13 protein-coding genes are annotated in these 12,373 nt (G+C 45.3%); 5 read left to right on the plus strand and 8 right to left on the minus strand.

Features of this window, described 5'->3' with window-relative positions; all coding sequences use genetic code 11:
• The first annotated feature begins 64 nt into the window (after positions 1-64).
• The 5 genes from J2S36_RS02645 (at position 65) to J2S36_RS02665 (ending at position 3,961) form a co-directional block, all read left to right on the plus strand.
• Positions 65-1,183 carry a metal ABC transporter substrate-binding protein gene (locus J2S36_RS02645; protein ID WP_309955245.1) on the plus strand — a complete coding sequence of 373 codons (1,119 nt, stop codon included), beginning with the start codon at positions 65-67 and terminating at the stop codon, positions 1,181-1,183.
• A gap of 245 nt (positions 1,184-1,428) precedes the next feature.
• A complete protein-coding gene (locus J2S36_RS02650) occupies positions 1,429-2,154 on the plus strand; it encodes a metal ABC transporter ATP-binding protein (protein ID WP_309955247.1) in 726 nt (241 codons plus the stop codon).
• 95 nt (positions 2,155-2,249) lie between these two features.
• The gene (locus tag J2S36_RS02655) at positions 2,250-3,122 is read left to right on the plus strand and encodes a metal ABC transporter permease (RefSeq protein WP_309955249.1); all 873 of its coding nucleotides are present in this window, start codon (positions 2,250-2,252) and stop codon (positions 3,120-3,122) included.
• A gap of 105 nt (positions 3,123-3,227) precedes the next feature.
• Positions 3,228-3,641, plus strand: coding sequence for a Fur family transcriptional regulator (locus J2S36_RS02660; protein ID WP_309955251.1), 414 nt, complete (start codon positions 3,228-3,230; stop codon positions 3,639-3,641).
• Positions 3,642-3,736: 95 nt separating this feature from the next.
• Positions 3,737-3,961, plus strand: a complete 225-nt coding sequence (locus tag J2S36_RS02665; protein ID WP_309955253.1) for an RNA-binding S4 domain-containing protein — start codon at positions 3,737-3,739, stop codon at positions 3,959-3,961.
• Positions 3,962-4,102: 141 nt separating this feature from the next.
• On the opposite strand, the gene dnaE is transcribed toward J2S36_RS02665, so the two are convergent.
• The 8 genes from dnaE to J2S36_RS02705 all read right to left on the minus strand — a co-directional run bounded on the left by dnaE (position 4,103) and on the right by J2S36_RS02705 (position 12,163).
• Positions 4,103-7,648, minus strand: coding sequence for a DNA polymerase III subunit alpha (gene dnaE / locus J2S36_RS02670; RefSeq protein ID WP_309955255.1), 3,546 nt, complete (start codon positions 7,646-7,648; stop codon positions 4,103-4,105).
• A gap of 114 nt (positions 7,649-7,762) precedes the next feature.
• Positions 7,763-8,221, minus strand: a complete 459-nt coding sequence (locus J2S36_RS02675; protein WP_309955257.1) for a GNAT family N-acetyltransferase — start codon at positions 8,219-8,221, stop codon at positions 7,763-7,765.
• 24 nt (positions 8,222-8,245) lie between these two features.
• Positions 8,246-9,187 carry an RluA family pseudouridine synthase gene (locus tag J2S36_RS02680; protein WP_309955259.1) on the minus strand — a complete coding sequence of 314 codons (942 nt, stop codon included), beginning with the start codon at positions 9,185-9,187 and terminating at the stop codon, positions 8,246-8,248.
• Entirely contained in the window at positions 9,184-9,717 is a 534-nt protein-coding gene (gene lspA / locus J2S36_RS02685) for a signal peptidase II (RefSeq protein WP_309955261.1), read from the minus strand. Before lspA ends, J2S36_RS02680 begins: the two co-directional genes overlap by 4 nt.
• 213 nt (positions 9,718-9,930) lie before the next feature.
• Complete coding sequence (locus tag J2S36_RS02690; protein ID WP_309955263.1) at positions 9,931-10,371, minus strand: hypothetical protein; 441 nt, start codon at positions 10,369-10,371, stop codon at positions 9,931-9,933.
• Between the two features lie 194 nt (positions 10,372-10,565).
• Positions 10,566-11,162: a DivIVA domain-containing protein gene (locus J2S36_RS02695; RefSeq protein ID WP_309955265.1), complete on the minus strand. Its 597-nt coding sequence runs from the start codon at positions 11,160-11,162 to the stop codon at positions 10,566-10,568.
• 190 nt (positions 11,163-11,352) lie between these two features.
• The gene (locus tag J2S36_RS02700) at positions 11,353-11,634 is read right to left on the minus strand and encodes a YggT family protein (RefSeq protein WP_309957454.1); all 282 of its coding nucleotides are present in this window, start codon (positions 11,632-11,634) and stop codon (positions 11,353-11,355) included.
• A gap of 106 nt (positions 11,635-11,740) precedes the next feature.
• On the minus strand, positions 11,741-12,163 hold the full coding sequence (locus tag J2S36_RS02705; protein ID WP_309955267.1) for a cell division protein SepF: 423 nt from the start codon (positions 12,161-12,163) through the stop codon (positions 11,741-11,743).
• Positions 12,164-12,373 lie beyond the last annotated feature (210 nt).

Here is a 12,373-nt window from a genome sequence, read left to right on the forward strand (position 1 = left end):
CACAAAAAGCCAAAAAAACTGAGCACATCTTGAAACACATCAAATTATATCGAGAATGATTCTCATGAAGAATAATTTATACCGTCTCATTGCTGTAGCAGCTGCAGCCGTTTATGCTCTGGGTGCTTGCAGCACAACAGACAACAGCACACCGTCCGACACTAGCGCCACGAAACTCAAAGTTACCACCTCTTTCTATCCGCTTACTTATCTCGTAAAAGAGATAGGTGGTGAAAATGTATCCGTCATTGACCTTACCCCTCCAACCGGTTCTGCACACGATGCGGAAATTTCCCCCGCCCAGATTGTAGACATGGAGAAATCAGATGCGGTGTTTTATCTTGCAACTCTTTCTGCCGCAGTCGATAAAGCAGTAGAAAATGCTGCTGTGAAGAACGCAGTGAATATTGGGGAGAGTGTGAATCTGATCAAGCAGACTGATATTGCTGCCTTCTCCGAATCATTACCGTCTGTAGATGCGGATTTAGACAACCAGCACGAAAGTGAAACTCACGATGAGCACCTTCATGCTAATCAAAATCATGCCGAAAAACATGAACATGAAAACGAACATGCACACGATCACGAACATGAACATGAACACGAGCATGAACACGGACATGATCACGAACACGAACACGAACATGAACATAACCACGGAATTTATGACCCGCACTTCTGGACAGATCCAAGCCGCCTGGCTCTTGCAGCTCCGGTAATTGCAAATACTCTCGGAAAAATCGATAATGCAAACAAATCTACATACGAAGAAAATGCAACGGCTGTAGCCGATAAACTAAACACAATCGCAAACGAGTTCAAGAATACTCTTTCCACGAAACAATGCCGCACAAATGCTTTCATCGTTACGCATCTCGCATACGGCTATCTTGCAGCACAGAATAATTTGAAGCAGATCGGCATCGCCGGTTTCGACCCGGACATCGAGCCATCGCCAGCTCGCATCAACCAAATCAAGGAAGCTGCAAAACAGTACAATATTGACACCATTTTCGCTACTTCAGATACTGAAAAAACGGTCGCGAGTGCCGTCGCGAACGAAACTGGTACAAAAGTTGAAATTCTTGACCCGGCAGCTACTCAACGCGATTCCCAAAAGGACTATATAGCAGTGATGAGGGAAAACTTCAAACTGCTCCAAAATTCTCTAGGCTGCAAGTAATTTCAAAGCAAAAGCGAAACCTGAAATCCGTCACTTAAAGAAGCATCCGAAATTGAAAACGCACTAAAACTCAGCAAAGGCTGGTATTTATTGCAAAAATCGGTGTGCTGTGCTTTTACTTTGAAAGTGCAGCACACCAATTCGGTTATCACGCGATTCTGATTCGATTCGAAAATTCTTCCGGTTTACTCAGATCCATACAGCGTAAATCCAGATACAAACAAAAGCAGAAATATAGTTAAACTATGCTTTCAGATACACCAAGCCAACCACTTTTACAGGCACACGATGTCTGTGTTGCAATTGATTCCACTGAAATTCTCCATCGCCTAAACTTTTCGGTACAAAGCGGAGAATTTTTAGCTATTCGAGGTTCAAACGGATCAGGAAAAACCACTCTCCTTCGCACAATCTTGAATATTCTTCCAGTAAGCGCAGGAAGACTCGAACTATTCGGGAAAAATGCAGCAAAGTTAAACTCACAAGACTGGCAGAAAATCGGCTATGCGCCACAGCACGTTACTGCAACCTCCATCATGCCCGCTACTGCGCTCGAAACCGTCGCTTCAGGTTTGCTTTCTGGTAACCATCTTTGGAAACCGCGCAATTGGAAAGCCCGTGCAATGCTTGCACTCGAAAAAGTGGGGCTTGAGCGTCGTGCTAATGAATCTTTACAGACTTTTTCCGGAGGTCAGCAGCAACGCGTTTTGATCGCACGCGCAATGGTAAAGCAGCCTCAGCTGCTGATTCTTGACGAGCCATTCTCTGGCATAGATTCTTCCTCACGAAATGAAATCGTGGGGCTCTTGGCAAAGATGCATGAAGATCACACTACGGTGATTACCGTACTCCACGATACTTACGAGTTAGCACCATTTATCGACACCACTATTTTCTTAGATCAGGGACGCATCGAAAAAATTATGCACCCTGGTTGCAAATCTGTAGCTGCTCCTTCCAATCCTACTTGAAAACCCCGTCATGGCTCTCTGTAGTGATTTTTCCGGGGGGGGGATAATCAGAATATGAATCAACAGGATCTCAAGCTCACAAAGGATGAGGCGTAATGCTTGTCGAAATGTTTTCTTCAGCGCTAATGCAGCGCGCATTGATTGTTTCACTGTTGGTGGGCATTTCTGCGCCGGTTGTTGGTGCTTACCTCGTACAACGTGGATTAACACTACTTGGTGACGGTATTGGGCACATCGCCTTAACTGGTGTAGCACTCGGCTGGCTGTCGGGGAATGCTGCTGGCGTAGCCGATAAAGAATCCTGGGCTGTTCCTGGAGCAGTTTTCGCATCTATTCTCGGCGCACTATTGATTGAATGGATGCGAGAACGCGGAAAAGCATCAGGGGAAGTCGCTTTAGCCTTGATTTTTTATGGCGGAATTGCCGGCGGTGTACTTTTGATTGGAATTGCCGGCGGATCTACGACAAATCTAAATGGCTATCTTTTCGGTTCAATTTCAACGGTTTCAAGCGAAGATACTTGCCTATCTGCATTCCTCGCAATCTTCATCTTGCTTATTGGTTTCGGATTAAAGACGGCGCTCTTCACTCTTTGCCATGATCCGCAATACGCCCGTGCAGCTGGACTACCAGTACGCCTACTCTCAATTCTGATTTCAGTAACAGCTGCATTAACTGTTTCCATTGCAATGCGGGTAGTTGGGGTGCTGCTCGTATCAGCGCTGATGATTATTCCGATTGCCACCGCCCAGACATTCACAAAATCTTTTCGAAGTACAATGCTTGCCGGAATGATAATTGGCGCTGTTGTAAGCGTAACAGGATTAAGTATCACATATGTGAAACCGTGGGCTCCTGGAGCAACAATTGTCATCCTTGCGCTTACCGTGTACTTGAGCTTTGCGATTTGCACCCCAATTATTCGGCATATTCTGCAGCATTTTCAACACCATCACGTATCAAGCTGATTTACACGGTAAACTAAGCACTATCGAAATGCCCAGATGCATCAACGCAAGGTTTTCATAGTTTATAATAGTGATCTTAGTTTTTTTAGAAACGAGATGGTTTGAATGCAACGAATGACGAAACAGCGCGCTTCCATTATTGAATTAATGCGTAATCACAATGGTTTCCTTTCTGCTCAAGATGTATTCGAGCAGCTGCGGCAAACCGGGATCGAAGTCGGGCTTGCCACGGTGTACCGGAATTTACAGGCAATGGCAGAGAGCCATATTGTGGACGTGCTGCGTCCTGACGGCACCGATACACAACTCTTCCGCTACTGCGCCGAAGATGCCCACCATCATCATCTCGTGTGTCGTTGTTGCGGTAAAACAGTTGATTTAGTTGGCAACGATTTCGAAGGATGGGCCAAGCAAATAGCTGCACAGCATGGATTTACGCGAGTGTCTCATTCACTTGAACTTTTTGGTCAGTGCGCAGATTGTACTGATCACGAATCCCGCCAGGATCACACGCTTTAAGCTTCTAAATTCCTGCACTTTGGATCTAAATCCAAATCGATCAATCGCAGAAAATTTGTATCGAATTTTGTAGCTAAAACTTAGAAAGGCAGCTCATGCATCAATATCAGCTTCGACTCCCAATTCGCCTCAGCCAATTCTTAAAACTTTCAAATCTTGCTGAAAATGGCGCCCAGGCAAAAGAATTGATTCACGCCCAATGCGTGCTTGTAAATGGTCAGACTCAAATCCATCCAGCACATCAGCTGCAAGATGGTGATGAAGTAACTATCGACGATGGGCTGAACAAGCCGATAACACTTCGCGTGGTATCGGAGTAATCCCGCATTATTCCGTGATTTTAAGCTGCTTTCGGAAAGTGCTTCTGGGAGTTTAGCTAACTAAATCTTCTTGAGATAGTTTTCCGTCAAAATTCATTTATTTTCGACTGTATCTAATTTAATATTGTGGAGCGCCTCATTTTAGTGCCCCACAATGCAATCACGCCCGAGCAGAACTTTCAAATCTGAGATTAATCCACCAGATTTTTCGACACTATACTCTTTTGCGATTTCAACTACAGAGATCTTTCCCTGCTGAATGATGTGCAAATGCACGGGAGCCGGCCCCCGATATTGGCCAAGTAGATTTGCCAACCGTTGCATTAAATCTGCCGTACACACTCGCTCCAGCAACTGGATCTTTAGCGGTGAAGTTTCGTCGATATCGGTAGCCGGCAAGCTCACCTCACGCGCATTTAATTGCACCGCCCCATCTCTTACCGAAAGACGAGCTTTTATCGCTACCACTGAATCTGGAATCAGCATTTCATAAACATTTTTATAGGTCGCTGGAAAAACATTAACTTCCACTGAACCAGTCATATCTTCAACAGTTATCTGCGCCCATGCTCGTCCATTTTTCTTCGATAGCCGGGTAGTCATCGACGAGAGCAAACCACATACAGTGACTTCTCGTCCATCAATTTGCTGTTCATCATCACTGATGATCGAGAGGATCGAAGTATCAGAATTTAGATCAATCACGCTTTCTAATCCGGAAAGAGGATGATCAGATACATAAAGCCCAATCATCTCCCGTTCAATATTCAGCTTTTGCTTTTTATCCCATTCGGGTAACTCTGGTATTACTACATCAAACCCGCCGGCGGTGGTATCGCCAGCACCGCCAAAAAGATCAAACTGCCCAATCGCCTCATTTTTCTTTAGCGAAATCACACCATCAATAGCTTCTTCATATATCGTAAGCAGCGATCTGCGCGTATGCCCAAAAGAATCAAAAGCTCCAGCTTTGATCAGGCTCTCCATTGAACGTTTATTTAACACCTGCAGCGGCACTTTATTCAGGAAATCTTGGAATGAGGTGTACGCACCTTGCTCTTCACGTGCAGCGATAATCCCATCCACCACATTCGCACCAACGCTACGCACCGCCGATAATCCAATCCGAATCTCATCACCGACTGCCCAATAGTTTGCACGTGATTGATTTACATCCGGTACTAATACCGAAATCCCCATTCTGCGACATTCACCCAGATACGCCGCAATTTTATCTTTTTTGCCGATATTGGAAGCAAGTAATCCAGCCATAAATTCTGACGGAAAATGCGCCTTCAAATATGCAGTCTGATAAGAAACCAGAGCGTACGCCTCCGAATGAGACTTATTGAAAGCATAGGACGAGAACGGCACAAGGATTTCCCAAAGAGTATCGATAGATTCTTTGGAATAACCATTTTTCAACATTCCTGCTTCAAAAGAAGCAAATTGTTGCTGCAGCACATCGGCTTTCTTTTTTCCCATTGCTTTCCGCAATACATCTGCTTGCCCGAGAGTAAATCCAGCCAACTTTTGGGCAATTCGCATCACTTGCTCTTGAAACACGATCAGACCATGCGTATTGCCTAAAATATCGTTCAAATCTTCCGCCAACTCAGGATGAATCGGAGTTTTTTCCTGCAGTCCGTTCTTCCGCAAAGCATAATTTGTATGCGAGTTTGCGCCCATTGGCCCTGGCCGATAGAGCGCCGAAACGGCTGAGATGTCGTCAAAAGTATCAGCTTTCATTTGCTTCAGCAAAGTCCGCATGCCGCCGCCATCAAGCTGGAAAATCCCGAGAGTCTCCCCACGCCCCAATAATTCAAAAGTAACCGGATCATCTAATGGAATGCCATCAATATCAGGCACTTCTTTTCCGTTTTCAGCAATATTTGCAAGTGCATCATTGATCATTGTGAGATTAGAAAGCCCCAAAAAGTCCATTTTGATCAGCCCTAATTCCTCGCATTGCGGGTATTCAAACTGAGTCAAAATAGCTTCATCTTTTTGATTCTTCATCACTGGGATCACATCAGTAAGTGGTACTGATGACATGATCACTGCGCAGGCGTGTATTCCAGTTTGCCGCACCAAGCCTTCCAGACCGAGAGCTAAATCAAAAACACGTTTTGCATCTTGATCATTATCAACAACTCCCCGAAACTCCACAGCTTCGTTATAACGATCATGCTTCGAATCGTAAATCGAGTTAACTGGAATATCTTTCCCCATCACTGCCGGTGGCATAGCTTTGGTGAGCCGATCCCCCATTTCAAATGGATAGCCTTGCACACGCGCTGAATCCTTTAGTGCCTGCTTGGCTTTGATCGTACCAAAGGTAACCACTTGCGACACTTTATCTTTACCGTATTTTTCTTCAACATACTTAATCACTTCACCACGACGGCGATCATCGAAATCGACATCAATATCAGGCATCGAGACGCGCTCTGGATTCAAGAATCGTTCAAAGAGCAAATCGTGTTTAATCGGATCTAGTTGAGTAATTCCCAATGCATATGCCACCATTGAGCCAGCGCCTGAGCCACGCCCTGGCCCAACGCGGATCCCGTTTTCTCGTGCCCAGCGGATATAATCAGAAACCACCAGGAAATAGCCCGGAAATCCCATTTTAACGATAATTTCTACTTCATAATCAGCACGCTTTTGCACATGATCTGGGATAATCTCGCCAAAGCGGTAATGCAATCCAGACTGCACTTCACGAATAAACCACGAGGTTTCATCTTCTCCAGCTGGCACTGGAAATGAAGGCATATAGTTAATTCCTTCAGCTGTCGTCTGAAACGATACATTACACCGCTCAGCAATCAGCAAGGTGTTATTACAAGCTTCTGGAAACTCTGCAAAAAGATTTCGCATCTCCTGAGTCGAGCGAAGATAATAGCCTTCACCATCAAATTTGAAGCGGTCAGGATCCATGAGTGTCGATCCAGAATTAATACAAAGCATTGCATCTTGAATCCGTGCATCATCGCGCTTCACATAGTGCGAGTCATTCGTAGCGATCAGCGGTGCACCAATCTTCCGCGCCAGAGCGACAAGATCTTTTTGCACCCTGCGTTCAATGTCGATCCCATGATCCATAATCTCCACAAAGAAATTCTCTTTTCCAAAAATTTCTTGGAGCTCTCCTGCTGCCCGCAACGCTTCCTCATGCTGCCCTAGCCGCAGCCGCGTTTGCACTTCTCCTGACGGACATCCAGCCGTGCCAATCAGCCCGTGATGATAACGCTCAAGTAAATCACGATCCATTCGTGGCCATTTCCCCATTTGCCCTTCAACAGAAGCAAAAGATCCCATCCGAAATAGGTTGTGCATCCCCGTATTATTCTCACTCAGGAGCGTCATATGAGTGTAAGCACCGCGAGCAGAAACGTCATCCCCACGCTGATCCTCACGCCCCCAGGTAACGCGCGTTTTATCAAAACGTGAAGTACCAGGCGTCATATATGCTTCAATTCCGATAATCGGTTTGACTCCAGCTTTTTGCGCTGCCTTCCAAAACTCAAAAGCGCCAAAAAGATACCCGTGGTCAGTGATCGCCACAGCCGGTTGCTCTTGTGCAGCAACTTCCGCCACGAGCTTACCAATCTTCGCCGCTCCATCAAGCAGCGAGTAATCTGTATGTACATGCAGGTGCGCAAATGAATCTTGATTAGCCATGGTAATACTCTAAACCACCCCTCCTGGGAAATCTTTGTGAGTTTTCATAAAACAACACAAAATCAAGGAAAATCGAAATATTTCGAAATAATCACAGAGCAAGTGAGCTAAAATTCATGATGCAGAACGCCAGATCATATCGCGGTGTTCGATCCCGGCGTCATAATATATTGCACCGTCAGTAAGCTCATATCCAAGGGCAGCATAGAAGCCCAAAGCTTGTAATTGTGCCGAAATCTTCACTACTACTTGTCCACGTGAATCAGCAAAATGCTGCAGCGCATATTTTTGCCCAGCTTCCATCAGCATACTCCCGATTCCCATTCCGCGGGCCTGCGCTCTTACAGCCACCCTCCCGATATGTACTTGCCCTGGCTGATCAGGCAAAATCCGGATCGTGCCCAGCGCATTTCCAGCAGTGATTGCCAGGAGATGAACTGTTGACGGTGCTTCATCGAAAGCATCTATTTCTTCGGCAATCGGCACATTCTGCTCTGCGACAAAGACCTCCTTGCGGATTTCAAAACACTGCGCTACTTGCGCTGGTGTATCTGCCACAACAACTTCAACCATTAATAGACTTCCCTTCCGAAATGATCAAAAATTATTCGGATCAAAACCAGTACGCAAATGCTCCAAAGAATTGTGCAAATCAGTTGGATAAGACGAGCTAAACTCAACGTATTTCCCAGTTATCGGATGCGAAAACCCTAATTTCACTGCATGTAGCCATTGCCGCTGCAGCTGTAATCTGGCCGCATGTACTGGATCAGCCCCATACATTTCATCACCCACACAGGGATGCTTGATCGCTGCCATATGTACTCGGATTTGATGTGTCCTGCCAGTTTCTAAATGTATTTCACACAGAGCTGCCCGTGGCATTACTTCGATCACATCATAGTGTGTGATTGCATGCTTCCCATTCTCACGTACGCCCATTTTCCATTGATGCCGGTAATCTCGTCCGATTGGAGCATCAATCGTGCCGCTAAGCGGATCAGGCAAACCTTGCACCAAAGCATGGTAAATTTTCGTTACCGTCCGTTCCTTAAAAGCACGCTTCAAAACCGTATATGCTTGTTCTGATTTCGCCACCACCATACAACCGCTAGTGCCTACATCTAAGCGATGCACAATTCCTTTTCGCTCCGGCGGACCAGAAGTAGTAAGCTGCACACCAGCAGCAAGCAATGCGCCCAAGACATTCGGGCCTTCAAAATTTAATGACGCATGTGCTGCTACGCCTGCCGGCTTATCCACCACGATGATATCTGTGTCCTCATAGATCACTTGCATCCCGGGTACTGGAGTTTCCTGTGGCTGCTCAGCAGGTGGCGCAGGAATATCGACCTCAATTACACACTGCATTGAAATCCGCAGCGCAGACTTTGCCACTACTTGCCCATCTAGCCACACCTTTTGATCAGCTACCAAATCTGCACACTTTGTACGAGATATCCCAGTGAAACTCGAAAGAACTGCATCGATCCGCATCCCGATGAAATCTTCCGGCACAAGATAGCTGCGCAGTGTCATGATGCGTCCTTTTGTAATGACGGATCTGCTTGCACAAATTCACGATCTGTAACAGCAGATTCCTCTTCCGCAAAGAATTGCATCACGATGATTATTCCAATCCCCGCCACCAGCGCAATATCGGCGACATTGCCAATAAACCATGTGCCATAACGAATAAAATCAACTACGTGCCCAACTCCGAATCCTGGTTCACGAAACAGGCGATCAAGTAAATTTCCAATTGCTCCAGCCCAAATCACGGCAAGCACGTATTGATACTTCACTTCCTGCATTTTATGCATCACGTAAGGCATCGCACACACCACGATTACCGCAAAAACTGTGAAGATCCAAGTACTTGCTGCTCCCAGAGAAAAGGCTGCTCCAGAGTTAAAAATGAGCTTAAATCCGAGGAAATCACCCAGGAAGTCGATTCTCTGCCCGGCTGCAAGATAAATCAGCGCTAACTGCTTCGTGAACTGATCGAGCGCCACCAACAAAAACACAATTACCAGCGAAATTAACCATGATTTCTTACTTATTTTCACGCTTTAAGAATATCAGTGCCACACCCTTTCATTGAAGACGGAAAAGAGTTCAATGCAAGAAGAAAACAAAAGATCCCGGCTACAGCGCTTGCAGCCGAGATCTTTTTCACAGCCTGCCGATCAAGCTACTCAATCAGCAGTGCCTTGTTATTTGGGAAAAGATTTCCGAACCCGATATCGCGAATGATCCCAAATACTTTTGCAATTCGGTTTTCATTTTGTACTTCCGCCAAGCATTTTTTTGATTTCCTGAAAATTATTCCGGTTGAAATGGAAAACCCCTGAGTTAGCTAAAGGCACTTTCCAGGTTTCACGCTTGCCGAGATATTGCCACGTAATCTTTCCATCATCAAGGGATAGTTCAGCGAGTTTTTCTAGCGGATAAGATTGAATATGCTTATCCGCTAAATCCTTGAGTTCACCGATGGTTTGCCGGCTAGGATTGATGACGACCAGCTCTTTTGGGGTGAACGCAATAATCCTAATCCGTGACGCATCTATAGTTGCTGCAAGATTCGAAATTAGCAGCCGAGTAATCTGCCGGAGAATTGAATCATGAGGTTGAACTACCACATATGTATTTTTGCTCTCGATTCCTCGCGCAGCCAGAAGCGCTTCAATATCGTCTTTACTTGGGCCTGAAAAAACACCCATGCTCTTACCTCCTTGTTTGAGCATATTTTGTACTTAGCGCTATGAGAAGCACCCAGCACACGGCGATTCTAACATGCAGCCAAACAAAATATAGACTTGTGCCACACTTTGATCCGCATTTTTACTTATTCGTCCAAAAGTAGTGGGCACTACCTGATCACGGTAGTGCCCACATCAAATCAATACAAGCAAACTTAGATATTGCTGTTTGCGCTCTCCACATTCTGCAGCAAAGACTCAAGGTAATGCTTCAAACGGGAACGATAATCACGCTCAAATTCACGCAGCTCAGAAATCTTGCGCTCCACTACAGAACGCTCTTCCTCAAGCTTAGTCATTGTGCGATTATGGACTTCCTCAGCTTCAGTGATGATCCGCGTACGCTCAGCCTCAGCTTCGGAAATCATCCGATCAGACTCAGCCTTACCATTGGCAATATATTCATCATGCAGACGCTGTGCCAATGCCAACATGCCAGTAGCATTCTTTGCATCATCGCTATGCTCAACAGGCTGCACCGGAGCAAATGTAGCAGTTTGGCTGGCTGCGGTTGGTTCTGCTGATCCCATTGATGGCGCAATGTGCCCTGCTGCTGTTTCAAGTTCCGTAACGCGCGCCTGCGTACCTTGTAGCTGTGCTTCCAGCTCTGCCTTTTCTTTGGTGAGCTGTGCGATCGTTTCAGCTACCTGGTCGAGGAAAAAATCGACTTCATCCTGGTCGTAGCCTTCTTCTACGCGCTTCGGCTCCTTAAAACGCATATTTACAACATCGTGTTCTGTCAGCAATGCCATTTGTATTCCTTATTAAGTGCGGTTTCTTGTCTGCGAGCAACTTTCACATCAGTCACTTCAGTACAAAATGTTTACATGCTCTTTCTTACCATATAAAAGTTAAAGAACGCTACACAAATGTTATATTTCGGATCAAAAATACTGCAATTCATGATCACAATATCTGCAAAACCCAATATTTTCAGGACTTTCAACCAATCCCGAAAATAACTATCCGCTGCAATATTAAAAGTCCAACAAAGAGCACTAAAAAGCCCACATCTAAGGAAATCATGCCAAGACGAATCGGTGGAATAAATCGTCCCAGGAATCTTAGTGGAGGATCCGTCAATCGATAGACAAGATTCGCAGCAATTAAAACAAAACCTTTCGGCTCCCAACTACGCGCAAAAATTTGCACAAAATCTAATACAACACGAGCTAAAAGCACGAAATGATACAGCGAAAGCAGCCATAAAACACCATATAGCACAAAATTCAAACTGTGAGTTCACCGCCTAAATGAAATAATAAAGTTTAATTCCCTCAGTAAAATACATTCAGGATATCTACCCTACATTAAAACACCAGGCATTGAATTAGCGAGTGAAATCGTGTTGATTCGACTTTCCCTGCGATTCAAGCTTCACATAATTCGGAGTCAATAAAAAGACATCTTCAGATACACGCGAGAATGCGCCCTCAAGCCCAAAGCAGAGCCCCAGCGCAAAATCAACAATGCGTGCCCGATCCGCATTATCAGCCTCACTGAGATTCAGAATTACAGGAGTACCAGAGCGAAACTCTTCCGCAAAATCACGAATATCAGCATAGGATGCAACCCATTGCGTTACTATACGTGAAATTTCTGCATCAGCTACCGAATGCAATTGCCCTACGGGAGCTTCCTCATATTCATCAACTTCTTGTGATTCCTGATAATCGTCAAACTCTGACTCTTCATATTCGTATTCATCTTCAAAAGAGGCTGCTTGCTTATTCAGCCGATCTAGAAAACTCATTGGAACTCCTTAGCTCAATACATCTTCCACGCTAGCGAAGCTTTCATGGATGAAGCATTATTTTTACGGTGTGTCTTTGATTCACCCTTTTATCGTCACCATTAGAAATCTGCAAAACACTAAGGATTCAGAATCTAGGAAACAAATCTGGATTGCGAGTCACACCCTGCCTCGCATTTCGCGTATCGGAAATTAAATGATCCTTTCGGC

Origin of the sequence: Arcanobacterium hippocoleae (assembly GCF_031456295.1) — a bacterium.
Taxonomy (GTDB): domain Bacteria; phylum Actinomycetota; class Actinomycetes; order Actinomycetales; family Actinomycetaceae; genus Arcanobacterium_A; species Arcanobacterium_A hippocoleae.

Bases quoted from the DNA above. Each gene is read 5' to 3' on its own strand.
- J2S36_RS02695 (WP_309955265.1), bottom strand. From the start codon at position 11,162: ATGGCATTGCTGACAGAACACGATGTTGTAAATATGCGTTTTAAGGAG.
- J2S36_RS02665 (WP_309955253.1), top strand. From the start codon at position 3,737: ATGCATCAATATCAGCTTCGACTCCCAATTCGCCTCAGCCAATTCTTA.
- J2S36_RS02650 (WP_309955247.1), top strand. From the start codon at position 1,429: ATGCTTTCAGATACACCAAGCCAACCACTTTTACAGGCACACGATGTC.
- J2S36_RS02705 (WP_309955267.1), bottom strand. From the start codon at position 12,163: ATGAGTTTTCTAGATCGGCTGAATAAGCAAGCAGCCTCTTTTGAAGAT.
- dnaE (WP_309955255.1), bottom strand. From the start codon at position 7,648: ATGGCTAATCAAGATTCATTTGCGCACCTGCATGTACATACAGATTAC.
- J2S36_RS02645 (WP_309955245.1), top strand. From the start codon at position 65: ATGAAGAATAATTTATACCGTCTCATTGCTGTAGCAGCTGCAGCCGTT.
- J2S36_RS02680 (WP_309955259.1), bottom strand. From the start codon at position 9,187: ATGACACTGCGCAGCTATCTTGTGCCGGAAGATTTCATCGGGATGCGG.
- J2S36_RS02660 (WP_309955251.1), top strand. From the start codon at position 3,228: ATGCAACGAATGACGAAACAGCGCGCTTCCATTATTGAATTAATGCGT.
- J2S36_RS02675 (WP_309955257.1), bottom strand. From the start codon at position 8,221: ATGGTTGAAGTTGTTGTGGCAGATACACCAGCGCAAGTAGCGCAGTGT.
- J2S36_RS02690 (WP_309955263.1), bottom strand. From the start codon at position 10,371: ATGGGTGTTTTTTCAGGCCCAAGTAAAGACGATATTGAAGCGCTTCTG.
- J2S36_RS02655 (WP_309955249.1), top strand. From the start codon at position 2,250: ATGCTTGTCGAAATGTTTTCTTCAGCGCTAATGCAGCGCGCATTGATT.